The sequence below is a fragment of the Nannocystis sp. RBIL2 genome (genome assembly GCF_026626745.1).
In the GTDB taxonomy this organism is placed as follows: domain Bacteria; phylum Myxococcota_A; class Polyangia; order Nannocystales; family Nannocystaceae; genus Nannocystis.
Genome location: NZ_JAPNJW010000001.1, coordinates 2,653,205 through 2,666,893 on the forward strand (window position 1 = coordinate 2,653,205; position 13,689 = coordinate 2,666,893).

Sequence of the window (13,689 nt, forward strand, 5' to 3'; positions counted from 1 at the left end):
TGGAGGCTGCTGCCAGCGCCTCGAACGACGCGCAGGTGATGCAGAGCACCCGCGCGATCGTCGTCCGACCCGCCCGCGTTTCCACGTCGTCCGCGCGGCGCCCGGGCGAGTCGCGCCGCGCGTCGGGTCACGGCTTCGGCGGCTCCTCGTTCGGGTCGAAGCCGAGGTCGAAGTGGATCACGAACGGGTACGGCTCGACGCCCGTGTCGTCGAGGATGTCGCCCTCCACCACGCGGCAGCGGCGCACGCTCCCCTCGATGCTCCCGCGCAGACGGCCGTCGCTGAAGTCTTCGAGGTGGGCGCTCGGGACCTCCTGGCCGCACACGACCGCGTCGCTCGACTCCGGGATCACGCCGTCGGCGAACTCTGCCTCGCCGAGCAGCAGGTGCTGGCGCAGCGAGGCCAGGTCGGCGTCCACGAGGATGTCGCTGGCGAACGCCAGCCGGAGGTCGTAGTCCTCGCCCTCGAAGCGGAAGTAGCGGATGTCGGGATCGCAGGTGCCGTCCCAGTTGCACGTGGCGTGGAACGAGCCCTCGAGAGCGTCGGGGAGGTCGTCGGGGTCGTCGTCTTTGCCGCAGGCGAGAGTGAGCGCGAGCATCAAGGTAAGGTGAATCGGGCGCATATCTCGAGATTCAAGCAAATTCCTGGCCTTCTCGCAAGCATTTCACCGCGCGCCCCGGCAAGCGAAGCCGCCTCGACTGCGCGACCTCCTCCCCGCTGTGGGCAGGGCTGCGACTCTCTCCGGGGAGCTGGATGTGCTGCGAGCACCACGCGGAAGCGACCGACACCTCCGGGCATCTGCCTTGTCGAACAGAGTCACACCATTGCTGCCAGCGCTTCGACGTCCGGTCTATCGCGTGCGGGACTCCGAGGTGCTCCGATTCGTCACGCCGGACGAAAGACAGCGCAGTAGCCGCGGCGTAATCCAGCGAGCGGCACTCGAATTCCCGATCGACGTATTCGTCGCTCTGACGGCCGCGGACGCGTCTCCTCCGCCTCGCAACACGCGGTCCGCCGCCGCTCGCGCCCGCCCGCGCATGGGGGACGAAGCCGCCGGCGGACGTGCCGCGTCGTCCGTCACCTCGACGCCGACCAGGGAGGGCGGGCGAGCGGCGCACGAGATCAAAAATCGTTTGATCGCCTTGCGTGCATGCGGAGCCACAATCATGCTCACCGCGCATTTCGCAACGTCGTCGGCGACGATCCGCCGCCCTCACCCGCAGAGAAATGGGGCCTCGATGTCGATCTCATGCTTGCAAGCCCTGGCGTTCAGCTACACCGCGCTGAGCGGCGCAAACCCGCAGAACCTCACGGCAACGCCCGAGCCGAGCCTTCAGTCCCCCCAATGGGTGCAGGCGACGATCGCGTCTTGCGACAACTCCTGCAAAGCGGCCGGTCTGACCGCGGTGATCTCCGGATACGGCGGCAACGGCGAGGCCTTCTTCGTCTGCGCCGCGGACGCTCACGGCGGCGGGCGCCGCGGCGGATACAACTTTCGTCCCAACTGGGCCGACAAATGCTACGTCGGCTGGGGTGGGGCCGAAGAGGGCATCACGCCGTACTACTGCCTTTGCTACTAGCGCCCGCCCACGGCGCACCGGAGAACGACGATGAACATCGCACCGTCGATCCTTTATGGGGCGCTCCAAACCCTCACGGGCGCGCCCGCAACCGAACCGCCCGGCGACGCCGGCCGCCCTCCCACGATTCAGGCGACGAACGAGAGCGGCTCACCCGAAGTCGAGCCGGCCCATGAATCCGCGTCGACCCGAGATTGCATCTTCTGGGCCCGGGCGCACGCGGGCCTGTGCACCAACGCGATCGACGGTACGCCCTCGATCCTCTCGAACAACCTCTGCGCCGACGGTTGCGGCAACACCTACGAGGAGGCCGCCTACGCGGCGGCCCTGAGCCTGTCCGTCCAGACGTGCCTCGGACCGGCATGGGGCTGTTGCCTCTACTACGTCGACATGAACTTCAACACTTGCGGCGGTTGAGGCGAGACGCTGCTCGTCCGAGCTCACCTCGAGTGGCGTCGAACAAGGGCGACGGCTGACCGCGCCCGACTGCGTGGGGCGGGCGAACGAGATCGGCATGGGTGACAGCGCGAGCGCCAGCCAGCCGCGAACTTCCGCTCGTCGCGGGCCCTCGCGCCCGCCCGTCACGGGGTCGGCAAAATAGAGGCCCGGCCGTCGCGCAGCGGGGCCGCGCCGGTGTCGGGGAGCCTTCTCGGTTTTTGCGAGAAAATCGGCGAAGCTCGGGCGGCCCGATGCTTCGCGTCGCTCTCTCCGCGCTCCTCCTGTCCGCCGCTTGCGACGGCCCTGCTCCGTCCGAAGAGCGCCCGTCGACCGTCGCGCCGCCGCCCGCGATCGCGCAGGAACCCGCGCCGCCGCCCGCGTCGCCGCCGAAGGACTCGCAGCCCCCACCAGTTGCGGCGCGCGAGCGCGGGCCGCACGAGATCGACGAGCATGGCGTGGGGCCGCTCCGCCTCGGCATGCGCGACCAGCAGCTCGGCGAATTGGGCCTCCACGGCGATCACCCGCAGGGCAGCGCCTCCTTCGTCCAGGACGGCAAGCCCAGCCCGATCACCTTCCGCATGGGCGGGACCCGGACGCTCGAACAAGACGGCCAGCCGCAGATCGTGGCCGACGTCAATCCGGTCGAGATGCGCGTCACCTCGCTGCGGATCGTCGGCCCCGTCCCGAAGACTGCGGAGGGCGTGGGTGTCGGCGCCGCCCTGCAACAAGTGCGAACAATCTACGGCGAGCCCGAACACACCTGGGGACCGGTCGGCTTTCTGATGTGCGCCCAGTTCGCGGCGCGGCCCGGGGTCGACGTCTGCTTTCAATCCGGGACGCTGACGCCGATCTGGGCGGACATTCCCCCGGAGGCTCCTGTCGCCGAGCTGCGCGTGCCCGCGACGCGCCCCTCGCCGCTGACGCTCGGCGAAGATCTGGCGCAGATCGCCGCCGCGCTCCAGGGTCACCTGATCGACGGCGGCCTCGTGGAGGGCGCCGAGCGAATCCGCCTCGACGGGGAGCGGGAACCATTCGAGCTGCTCGCGCCGTGCGTCCTGCTGCTGCGGAGCGGGCCCGGCAAGAAACCTTCCAGCTGGTCGTCTTTCAACGCAGTGGTGCGCGGCGGCGAGGTGTACCAGGTCGCGGGCGGCTGGCGCCGCGCCGACGGCTCGATGCTGCTGTGCGACGGCAACAGCGCGTTCGTGCGCGACGCCGACGGGACCGCAGTGCGCTGGAGATCGACGCACGATCAGCGCTGGCAACCCGAGCCCGCGACGTGCGACGTGCACGCGGAGCTGGTGCCGCCGCGGGTGGTCTGCAAGGGCATCACGGATCCCTTCGGCTTCAAGGCGGTCATGATGGGCGAGCTCATCGTCGCCGAGCAGTACGCCGACGACCTCGCCGAGCGCAGGGCGGTGCATCGGGACCGCCGGGCCGGCCCGTTCACCCCCGAGGGTCAGTGCCAGCGCATCGCCGATCGGGCGTGGGAGGAGACCGTCCCGGCGCTCGCGTTCGCCGGGGCGCCGACCGAGCTGGTGGCCAGGCTCCACTATCTGCAGGCCAGCTCCGACGTGATCGCGTCGTGCTCGGCGGAACCGCTGGAGCAGCGCCTGTGCGCCCTCACCACGCCGGAGTTCTTCGAGGCCGCGCGCGCGTGCCCGTCCCGGTTGGCGCGGTTCCCCGACTGGATGGACGTGGTGCGCGAGCCGTTTCCCAGACCGACGCCCATGCCCCCGGCCGAGCTGAAGCGCCGCACCGCGGCGCTGACGGGCACGTGGTCGAGGGTGCATGCGGACGAGCGGATGCCGCCCGAGCAGTGGACCTTCTCGTCCGGCGGACGGCGGCTGCAGATCGACGGCGGCCCGGACGAGGGGAGCTACGAGCTGTCGCCGACCCCGGAGGGCGCGTGGATCGCCCGCCGCCCGCTGCGCGAGCTGTGGCTGCAGCTCGCCTTCCTCGACGCCGACCACTTCTACGACGTCGATTCGCCCATGGCGCGGCTGGTCGATCGACAGCGCTTCGACGTCCGCCTGGCCCCGGGCCGCGAGGTCCTGCTGATGCGCGGCGAGGTGTGCAAGACGGTGACCGCGGCCGGACAGCTCCGCGACGCCCGCTGTCGGTTCGTCACGGACGACACCGGCGAGCGGCTCGAGGTCGAGTACACCGACGACGAGGGCGGAGCAGCGACGACGACGCTCGCCGTCGTCGACGGCTTCCTGGCCCCGCTATCCGCCCGGCCGCAGCTCGCGCTGTTCGCACGCCAGCGCTGAGCCGTGATGGGCCACGAGCGCGTCGCCTGCGATTTATGGTCGTGGTGCCGCGATTGTCACGGGCGCATCGACCCGGCAGCACAGCGCATCATTCGCTCTCGCGCTGCTACGATTGCCCCGCCGCGTCCTCGTAGCGCCGCACCTCGGCGATGCCCGCCTGATACAGCAGCTCGGCGATCGGCGCGTTCCCCTCGCGCGCGGCCACGATCTCGCGGGCCCAGAGTTCGCGGGTGTCGAAGTCGTCGCTGAAGCTCAGCATGAGCGCGGCAATTTTAAAAATGTCGCGCTCCGCGGTCATCTCGTAGCCGGCGGCTTTCACCGTCGCCGCGCGCACGACCTCGAGCCCCTGCGGATCGCCCGGCCACACCTGAGTCGGTCCATAGTGCTCGCGCAGGAGGGCGAAGATCCGCCGCTCCGACGCGTCGCGGGCGGCGGCACCGATCTCGCTGCGCTGATCCGGGTCGAGCTTCAGCATCAGTCGTCGTCCGCCTCGTCGGGGGCTGCGCGGTCGATGTGCACGTGGCTGGCGATGTCGAACAGCGACTCGACCTTCGAGCCGCCCGAGGTCGCCGCGTCGGGGATGCCGTCCTCGTTGTTGTCCGGCGTCTTCGGCGTCGGCTCGGGCACCGCCGCGCTCGACGGGTAGACCGCCTTGGGGCCCTTCTCGAGCAGGACCACGCGGGACCGCACCGAGCGCGCCGCGTTGTAGAGGCGGAGGTAGGCCGACCGCCGGGTCGCGCCCGTCATCTGCTTCGCGCCCACCGGCTGCATGTCGAGCGCGCCGCCGTGCTGGTGGTTGCTGTTGGGCACCTCGCTGCCGGCGGCGAGGTTGCGCCGCGGGTTGCGCCAGCCGCTCGACACGTAGACGCTCGCGCCGTACGCCGCCTCGGTCGCGGTCAGCAGCTCCGTCATCGCCGAGTCGAGGATCAGCTGGTAGTTGCCGCGCAGGTCGGCGCGCGTGGTCTCCTTGATCCGCGTGCGGTAGGGGACGTGCAACGTGAAGCCGCGACGCCACATGCGCTGGTCGACGTACTCCTGGCGGATGATGTCGCGCTCGTCCTGCGTCACGATCTCCGTGATCTCGTGCGACTTGCCCTCGTGGGAGATCGTGGCCTTGATGCTGTACTGGACCGGCGGGTTCGGCTTGCGCGAGGCAGTGATCGGCCGCTGCGCATTGGTGACCTCGGGCGTGTAGTCGAAGCGGTTGCCGGTGCCGGTGGGCTTGGCGATCTTGCCGCTGTGATCGCCGATCGGCTTGACCTCCCAGGTCGCCGACGCGCCTTCGGGCTCGGCCACGCGGACGCTCAGGGTGCGAAACTTCGTGCTCACGTCCTTGCCGACGAGGAAGATGAACTTGGCGGCGACGACCCACTCCTTCTCCGAATAGCGGGTCTTGGCCGTGTACTGGCTGCGGTGCTCGAGGCGGAGCCGCGGCGGACAGGTCGCACAGTCGCCGCCCGCCGGCTTGTCGCCGAGCTGCTGATCCGCGGCCGTACCGGCGTTCTCCATCTTCTTGGAGAAGCGGTTCGTCTCGCCCTGGATCGGCTCCGGCGAGACTGCCTTGCCGGTGAAGCTGCCGAGCGGCCCCGCGGGGTTCGGGTCCAGCATCGCCCGTGTGAACCGCGGCGCGGTCAGCCCTGTGTCCCCTGTTCCGCTCATCGCCCTGCCACCCGCTCCGCTCGCGACCGTAACAGTCCTCGCCGCGAGAGATCAATCCGGCGCCCGCGGATCGCCCGACGCAGGCCCGCTCCTGCCTCACCCGCCGCGCGGGTCGTGGGTGAGCGCGACCAACTCGTGCGGCGACTCGTACAGCATGGCGTCGAGGTGGCGCAGCAGGTCGGCCCGCTGGTCGGCGGTGAGCACCGGCGCGACCGTTTGCAGCGCTCGCGGATCGTAGAAGCGAAAGAAGACCGGGTGCGCCTCGCCCGCGAGGTCGATCCTCAGGAAACGGCGCAGCTGGCGACGCACGACCTCGAAGTCGGCCCCGCTGACGACGAAGATGCCCCACGCCTCGCCCCAGCCCTCGCCGACGATCCGCTCGAGCAGACCGGAGTCGCGCTCGAAGCGGATCAGGTACGGCGCGACGTCGTCGAAGGCGCGCCCCTGCTCGCCGTCGTAGAGCGAGGCGTAAGGGTCGACGCTCTCCTCGATCAGCTCGATCGGCCGATCGGCGCGGGCGGCGTCGACGATCGCGTACAGGGTGCCGGCATCACGCAGGCCGCGGAGCTGCGCGAGAGCGGCGAGCGCCGCCTCTCCGGGATGCACCGGCGCCGGCGCCGGCGTGAAGTCCTCGACGAGGAAGCGGTAGATCGTGCGACCGGCCTGCATCCACCCGCGATTGGCCATCTCGCCGATCCAGCACGGCTCGCCGCCGACGACGATGCGGTGCGGATCGATCGCCTGCACGTGCGCGCAGACGCCGTCCCACACGACGTGGAACTGCGGGCTGCCGGCGCGATCGGGGTGAACCACGACCTCGGCGTCGGCAGTACCGACGGTCCGCCCGATCCCGGGGTCGAGCACGATCTTGCGGAAGCTCTCGCGCCCCGACCACACCTGCAACACGCCGCGACGTCGCCGCGGCGGGCCGCTCGCGAGCACGTGATAGCGGGCGAACGTGTAGTCGAGCTCCGCCAACCAGTCGGCGTATTCGGGGTCGAGCTCGGCGAAGTCGCGGACTGCGAGCGGGCCGAGGTTGGTGCGCCCGCGATCGTCGGGGTGCGGCACGCGGCCGCGGGCCGTCTCGCGGGCCATGAACTCGAGCTGGCCCTCGATCTGCCGCAGCGCCGGCCAGCGCGACGGATCGTAGGCCCGGGTGCGCGCGCGGGCCTCGGCGAGCACCTCGGCGAAGGCGTCGCGCGACGTGATGCGCATCAGGCCGGGCACGCCCTCAGCCCTCCGCCGGCGGGTGGAACTTGCGCGGGATCATCACCTGCGTCGCCCCGCCCGCGCAGTACACCGCCAGCAGCGTGTCCTTGCGCGGGTCCTTGAGCGACCAGTCGTCGACGATCGGCGCCGCGGTGCTCTGCAGGCCGAGCGCCGGGTCGCCGAACTCGACCTCACGCGGCTCGCGGACCAGCGGCGGCGGGCCCGGCTTGCCGTCGACGAAGCCGTAGCTGATCGGCGAGCAGCCGACCTGCTCCGGCGTGATCGACGGGTCGAGCGTGAAGTACTGGCCGACGCCGGCGCCGGGGATCGATCTCTGGTGCATCGTGTGACCGGCGAACGAGCGCACGACGACAGGCTTTCCGAGATCGATGCCCTTGATGTGCGAGAGGATGTCGCTCGGCTTGATCGGTCCGGTCGCGTGGGCGGCGTAGAACTGATAGGCGACGGCGTAGCGGGCCTGCGCCCGCGCCTCGCCCAGGCCGTCGTCCTCGTCCGGCTGGCCGGCGAGCTCGTGCTTGGACAGGTCGAGGTCGGCGAAGGCGTCGCGCCCCGGGAGCCCGCCCGGCGGCGACGCCTCGTCGTCGAGCGTCGCGGTCTCGAGGTCGGGCTCGTCGGGCACCGCCGAGTCGTCGTGGGTGTCGTACTCCAGCCGCTTGCGCTCGCACTCCTCACAAAAGGGCGTGCCGATCTTCGCCGCCGCGCGGAACACGAAGCTCTGCGTCGAGTCGCCGATCACCACCGAGGGGCAGCCGCCGACGATCCGGTCGCCGCCGATGTGGACCGCCGGATCGGTGCGGCGCGCCGCCTGACGGTGATTGATGAGGACGGTCGCCGAGCCCTGCTTGATGCGATCGCTCGGGCCCACCGGGAAGCACACCACGCTGTCGCCCTTGCGCGCGGCCGGCAGGAAGCCGACGATCACGTTGGCGCTGCCGCTGAAGATCGGGCCGCCGACGTGCGGCACTGGACCGGGCTCGACCTTCGGGCACACGTGAAAGTCGCTGATGCGGGCGGCGTCGGGCATACGTCCAGGAGCGTCCGCACGGTAACAAAAACCGCCGACGCGCGGCGCGCAGCGCTATCGTGGCGGATCGTCTGTCATTGCCATCATGCGATCCATGGGTCGGCAGATGTGTGAATGACGATATCGCGCGGCGCGGTTTCGCCGGATAACAATGGACAGAGGCGGACCGCCGCGGGCATGATGCGAGCTTCCTCCGTGACCGCTCCCTTCTCGCCGCGCGTGGGCGACCGTGTCCGCGGTCGCTATGAGCTCATGACCCCGCTGCGCGCCGAGGGCCCTGCGCAGGTGTTCGTGGCCGTCGATCACCAGGCCGGACGCGAGGTCGAGCTCACCTTGTTCGATCCGTCGCTCGCCCAGGCCGACCCCTGGGCCGCGTTCGCCCGGCTGATCATCGCGGCGACCGCGGCCAAGATCCCCGGCCTGGTCCTACCGCGCGGCGTCACTCGCACCGCGCCGACGCCGCCGTACTGCGTGACCGACCTGCAGATGGCCCGCGGCTTCGATCGCCAGGTCGAGCAGGGCCCGACCCCGTGGCGGCGCGCGCTGACCCTGTGCGAGCGGGTCGCGGAGATCGTCGAGCGCGCCCACACGGCCGCCGGCGCGGCCCACCGGGCGCTGACCCCGGCGCGCTGCGTGATCACTGCGCGCGGGGACGTGAAGGTGCTGGACTTCGGGCTCGCCGAGCTGGGCCCCGGTCACGCCGCCGATTCGCCCTACCGCGCGCCCGAGCTGCCCGCGGCCGCCGGCCCGCGCTGCGACGTCTATGCAATCGGCGTGATGCTCTACGAATTGCTGGCAGGCCAGCGCGCCCCCGCCGGGCCGCTGCCGCGATGGAGCGCCCCGGCCGACGCGAACCGCGAGGTCGAGGCGCTGGTGGCTCGCGCCACCGCCACCGACCCGGACCAGCGCCACGCCGATCCGGCCGCCCTGCGGGCCGCCCTGCGCGCGCTGCTCGACGCCGACGACAAGTCCACCGCGGCGAAGCGAGCCGCGGCGCACGCCGCCGCCGAGGCCGAGGCCGGGGCCGCCGGGGTCCGGGCGCCCGAGGCCCCGGAGACCGCCGCGGCCCGCCGCGCCGCCGAGGCCGAGGCCGCCGCGATGGACGGGCCGCCGCTCCTCCCGGGCGGGATCAACCTGTCCTCGGGGACATCCAGACCGCCGACGCCGCCCCTCGCGCGCGCCGCCGACATGTCCGAAAGGCCATCTCAGGCGTCGCCCCCGGCGAGCCTCATGAACCTGTCCGCAGGGACATCCGGCGCGGACTCGTTCTCCGCCGCGTCGTCCTCGTCGCTCGCGTCACCCGCCTCGTCCGGCTCGCGCCTGGCAGGCTCCTCCTCTCCCTCGCGCTCCTATCCCACCCTCGCCGGCGATCCGTCCTCCGCGTCGTCGTCCTCGTCGCTCGCATCGCCCGCCTCGTCCGGCTCGCGCCTCGCAGGCTCCTCCTCTCCCTCGCGCTCCTACCCGACCCTCGCCGGTGATTCGTCCTCCGCCGCGTCGTCCTCGTCGCTCGCATCGCCCGCCTCGTCCGGCTCGCGCCTGGCAGGCTCGTCCTCTCCCTCGCGCTCCTACCCGACCCTCGCCGGCGATTCGTCGCCCGGTTCGAGCCTGCGAGGTTCGACCTCGCCGTCGCGCGCACATCCGACGGTCCCTCCCGTCGATGCCTCTCCCTCGTCCTCCTCGCTGACCTCGCGCCCGCGAGCCCCGGGGGCCTCTCCCTCGCGCTCTCATCCGACCGTTCCGCCGGCGCCCGCATCGGCGTCGTCCTCGTCGAATCACGAGCGCCTCCCCGGCTCGGCCTCGCCCTCCCGCTCGCACCCCACCCTCGCGTCCGCGCAAGCTCAGGCTTCCGCCTCGTCGTCCTCCCTCAGCCGCGCGCGCACCCCCGGTTCGGCCTCGCCCTCCCGCTCGCACCCCACTCTCTCGTCCGCGCAAGCCCAGGCCTCCGCGTCCTCGCTCTCGCGCCCGCGACCGCCCGGCGCCCCTCCCTCTCGCTCCTATCCGACCCTCGCGCCGCCCGGGTCTCCCGCGCCTGGCGACCGCACCGAGATACTCGCGCAGAGCACGATCGTGGCAGCCGAGCGCGCCCGCACCGGCGCGCACCCGCCGGTCCCGCCGGTGCCCGCAGCCGACAGGACCGAGATCACCCCGCGCCGCTCGGTGCGAGGTCTGCCCGGCGCGAGCCGGCGCGACGACGCCGGCTCTCTCCATTCATCGGACCTCGGCGATTCGACGGTCATCGCCCGCGCCCCTACCGATCAGCATACCGAGGAATTGCCAGTACCCGCCTTCGCGCGGCGCGGCCCCGGCGATCCGCCGACCGAGCAATTGCCGGTGCCGGCCTTCGCCGACGCCCGCGGCCGCCACGTCGATCCGCCGACCGACCGGATCCCCGTGCCCGCCTTCGCCGACGCGACCCAGGTGCTCCGCGCCGACGATCTGCCGCTGCCGGCCCCGGCGAGCGACCCCGACGCCACCCGGATCTGGCGCCGGCCGCCAGATCCGTCCGAAATCGTCGAACCGGCGCGCCCGGCCCCCGAGTCGACGATGATGCTGCCCACCACCGGGGAGACCGTCCTGTTCCATCACCAAGCACCTGTCCCCCGGGCCATGTCGCTGATGGCCAGCATCCGCGGGTGGTCGCTGCGAAAGAAGCTGCTCGTCGTCAACCTCGGCCTCGCGCTCGTCATCCTGTTCGGCGTGCTGGCAGCGGTCGCCTGCTGAACCGCGGAGCTCGAGCTCCTGCCATGAATAGGTCTTCCCTGGCTCCGGGCGGCGGCGCTCTGGCCGACGGCCTCGCGGCCGGGTCCGCAAACAGAGCCCCACGTCGCTCCTCCGGGCTCGCCCGAGCTGAAGGAGCCAGAGAAGCTCGTCCTCGTCCAGGCCCGCCGCAGCGCATAAAACCACCGCCCTCATTCTAGGACGCGTCCCGACGCCGGCCCCTGAGCCGAATCGGCGAATCGAGTGGATCCCCTCGGAGCGGCCGCGGGCCCTCGGCACGCGGCCTTCGCCGTTCTCCTGTACAGTCGAGCGAATCGGGGCGAAAGCATGCATCGTGGTCACAATTCCTGTCTCCTTGGCCTTCTCGCGTTCACGTTCGCGTGTGGCGACAGCGGCACCGCTGTCACTGCCAGCGATGGTTCGACCGCCGGCACGGTGACGCTCACCGGCGGCGTCACCCAGACGAGCTCCACCACATCGACGGCGACCACGGCGCCGACGACCACCGACACCGGCTCGGGCAGCAACAGCAACAGCGACACCGGGACCGAAACCACCCCGACGTCGACGACCAGCACCGCGACCACCGACACCTCGCCGGTGACCTCGACGACGACGACGACCGACAGCACCACCGCCGCGGAGACCCTGAGCACCAGCAGCACCACGACCACCACCACCACCGGGCCGAACATGCTGTGTAACCCGGGCGCCGTGCAGTGCCTCGACAACACCAACTACCAGACCTGCTCCGACGACGGCCAGGCGTGGGACGGACCGACGCCGTGCGGCGCCAAGGAGGTGTGCGAGTTCGGGGCCTGCAAGTCGCTGTGTGCCAAGGCGCAGGACGCCCTGTCGTCGGTCGGCTGCGAGTACTACGCGGTCGACGCCAACAACGACCCGGTCGAGTCGTTCGACTCTCAGCCCTACGCGGTGGTCGTCTCGAACGTCGACCCCGACTTCACCGCCGACGTTCAGGTGCAGGTCCACAACGGCAACGCGTGGATGACGATCCAGCAGACCCAGGTCGGGCCGAACAACCTCTACCAGTTCAACCTCCCCGATCGCCACGTCAACTACACCAACCTCAACGCGCGCGGCGCCTACAAGATCATCAGCGACGTGCCGATCATCGCCTACCAGTTCCAGCCGATCAACGGCGAGACCTCGTTCACCAGCGACGCCTCGCTGCTGCTGCCCGTGACGGTGTACGACGAATACTACTACGTCATCGGCTGGGGCGAGAGCAGCTTCGGCAACGCCCAGCTCAACATCGTCGCCGCCCAGGACGCCACCACCGTCCAGATCACGCCGACCGTCAACACCGTCGCCGGCGGCCCGATCCAGGCGATGGTCGCCAACCAGAACTACACCTTGCCGGTGATGAACGAGGCCGACGTGATCCAGATCGAGTCGTCGGTCGCCATGCTGTCGGGCACGTTCATCACCTCGGACAAGCCGATCGCGGTGTTCTCGACCCACTGGTGCGCCAACGTGCCCAACGACGGCTCGTGCTGCTGCGACCACCTCGAGGAGCAGGTGTACGGCCTGCAGACCTGGGGCACCAGCTACGTCGCCAGCCGCTTCCCGGTCCGCAACAACGGCACGCCCGAGCCGTCGTACTGGCACCTGTTCGCCGCCGAGGACAACACCAAGGTCCACATCGACCGCCACGCCGAGGTCACCGGCATCGCCAACAACGACTTCACGATGACCAAGGGCCAGCTGATGACGATGACCGTCGGCGGCACGGTCGCCAACCCGGGCGACTTCGTGGTGACCGCCGACAAGCCGATCTATTTGATGCAGTACATGTCGTCGTCGTTCAACACCAACGTCCCGGCGCAGCAGGCCGGCGACCCGGCGATGGCGCAGGGCGTGCCGGTGGCCCAGTTCCGCAAGAACTACGTGATCCTGGTCCCGAGCGCGTGGCTCTACGACCGCATCGTCCTGACCAAAAAGGCAGGTGCCACCATCATGCTCGACGGCCAGCCGGTGGCGCAGAACCTGTTTACCAAGGTCGGCCCCGCCGACATGCCGTCCGAGTGGGAGGTCGCGCGCGTGCCCAGCGAAGACGGCGTCCACGTGCTCGAGAGCGACGAGGACTTCGGCGTGGTCGTGATCGGCTACGACCAGTACGACTCGTACGCCTACCCGGGCGGCCTCGACCAGAAGCAGATCAACCCGCAGTGACGGGCCCTCGTGCGCGCGCCGGGGCCTCGTCGGTGGCGCCCCGGTCTGCGCCGCGAGGAGCGGACACCACCTCGCAGCCTCGCGCCGATCCGCGCCGGCGATCGCGCTCGACACGCGGACGCGGCGCTGGTCCAATCACGGCATGAACAGCCCGCCGTCCTGCATCCGCTGCAACGTGGCGATGGAACTCGGCTTCGTGCCCGAGCTCTCCGGTCAGGTCATGGTCTCCGTCTGGCATCCGGGAGCGCCGACCACGGTGAAGAAGTCGTGGAGCGAACGCCTCGCCTCGCCCGGCGGGATCCGCTTCGCTGCCGACGAAGTGCTGGCGATCGACGCCTATCGCTGCCCGGACTGCGGCCGCGTCGAGCTGTTCGCGCTGCGGCCGCCCGGCTCCTCGTGACGGGCGGCCAACGCCGCATCCGTCGCCGCCGCGACCTCGTGCGAAGTCCACGTCGCGGCGCGGCCCGCGAGCGCCCGCGATTGCCCCTCCGTACCCACGCATCGGTGCGTGCCGCAGTCGCTGCGACTCGAGTTCGCGACCCGCTCCGTCGCTCGCGCGTCACGATCTGCGATGCGC

Annotated in this window: 12 protein-coding genes; 6 read left to right on the plus strand and 6 right to left on the minus strand. The window is 71.0% G+C overall.

Annotated features, from left to right (window positions below; genetic code table 11):
* Positions 1-127: 127 nt before the first annotated feature.
* The gene (locus OV090_RS10325; protein WP_267703412.1) at positions 128-598 is read right to left on the minus strand and encodes a hypothetical protein; all 471 of its coding nucleotides are present in this window, start codon (positions 596-598) and stop codon (positions 128-130) included.
* A 439-nt stretch (positions 599-1,037) separates the two neighbouring features.
* On the opposite strand from OV090_RS10325, the gene OV090_RS10330 reads away from it, so the two are divergent.
* The 3 genes from OV090_RS10330 to OV090_RS10340 all read left to right on the plus strand — a co-directional run bounded on the left by OV090_RS10330 (position 1,038) and on the right by OV090_RS10340 (position 4,288).
* A complete protein-coding gene (locus OV090_RS10330) occupies positions 1,038-1,580 on the plus strand; it encodes a hypothetical protein (protein WP_267703413.1) in 543 nt (180 codons plus the stop codon).
* Between the two features lie 30 nt (positions 1,581-1,610).
* Positions 1,611-1,997 carry a hypothetical protein gene (locus OV090_RS10335; RefSeq protein WP_267703414.1) on the plus strand — a complete coding sequence of 129 codons (387 nt, stop codon included), beginning with the start codon at positions 1,611-1,613 and terminating at the stop codon, positions 1,995-1,997.
* A 272-nt stretch (positions 1,998-2,269) separates the two neighbouring features.
* Positions 2,270-4,288 (plus strand): hypothetical protein, encoded by a 2,019-nt coding sequence (locus tag OV090_RS10340; RefSeq protein ID WP_267703415.1) that lies wholly within the window; start codon positions 2,270-2,272, stop codon positions 4,286-4,288.
* A 106-nt stretch (positions 4,289-4,394) separates the two neighbouring features.
* On the opposite strand, the gene OV090_RS10345 is transcribed toward OV090_RS10340, so the two are convergent.
* The 4 genes from OV090_RS10345 to OV090_RS10360 form a co-directional block, all read right to left on the minus strand.
* On the minus strand, positions 4,395-4,763 hold the full coding sequence (locus OV090_RS10345) for a hypothetical protein (RefSeq protein WP_267703416.1): 369 nt from the start codon (positions 4,761-4,763) through the stop codon (positions 4,395-4,397).
* Entirely contained in the window at positions 4,763-5,896 is a 1,134-nt protein-coding gene (locus tag OV090_RS10350; RefSeq protein WP_267703417.1) for a D-Ala-D-Ala carboxypeptidase family metallohydrolase, read from the minus strand. The genes OV090_RS10345 and OV090_RS10350 overlap by 1 nt, the downstream gene beginning before the upstream one ends.
* A gap of 147 nt (positions 5,897-6,043) precedes the next feature.
* On the minus strand, positions 6,044-7,174 hold the full coding sequence (locus OV090_RS10355; protein ID WP_267703418.1) for an immunity protein Tsi6 family protein: 1,131 nt from the start codon (positions 7,172-7,174) through the stop codon (positions 6,044-6,046).
* Between the two features lie 4 nt (positions 7,175-7,178).
* Positions 7,179-8,201 carry a PAAR domain-containing protein gene (locus OV090_RS10360; RefSeq protein WP_267703419.1) on the minus strand — a complete coding sequence of 341 codons (1,023 nt, stop codon included), beginning with the start codon at positions 8,199-8,201 and terminating at the stop codon, positions 7,179-7,181.
* 252 nt (positions 8,202-8,453) lie between these two features.
* Here OV090_RS10360 and OV090_RS10365 point away from each other — a divergent pair, with 252 nt between their 5' ends.
* Positions 8,454-10,922: a hypothetical protein gene (locus OV090_RS10365; RefSeq protein ID WP_267703420.1), complete on the plus strand. Its 2,469-nt coding sequence runs from the start codon at positions 8,454-8,456 to the stop codon at positions 10,920-10,922.
* A 335-nt stretch (positions 10,923-11,257) separates the two neighbouring features.
* Here the strand turns inward: OV090_RS10365 and OV090_RS10370 are convergent, their stop codons facing one another.
* On the minus strand, positions 11,258-11,554 hold the full coding sequence (locus OV090_RS10370) for a hypothetical protein (protein WP_267703421.1): 297 nt from the start codon (positions 11,552-11,554) through the stop codon (positions 11,258-11,260).
* On the opposite strand from OV090_RS10370, the gene OV090_RS10375 reads away from it, so the two are divergent.
* Together OV090_RS10375 and OV090_RS10380 are read left to right on the plus strand one after the other, a co-directional pair.
* Positions 11,520-13,112, plus strand: coding sequence for an IgGFc-binding protein (locus OV090_RS10375; protein ID WP_267703422.1), 1,593 nt, complete (start codon positions 11,520-11,522; stop codon positions 13,110-13,112). The genes OV090_RS10370 and OV090_RS10375 overlap by 35 nt on opposite strands.
* A 142-nt stretch (positions 13,113-13,254) precedes the next feature.
* Positions 13,255-13,512 (plus strand): hypothetical protein, encoded by a 258-nt coding sequence (locus tag OV090_RS10380; protein WP_267703423.1) that lies wholly within the window; start codon positions 13,255-13,257, stop codon positions 13,510-13,512.
* The last annotated feature ends 177 nt before the right edge of the window (positions 13,513-13,689 follow it).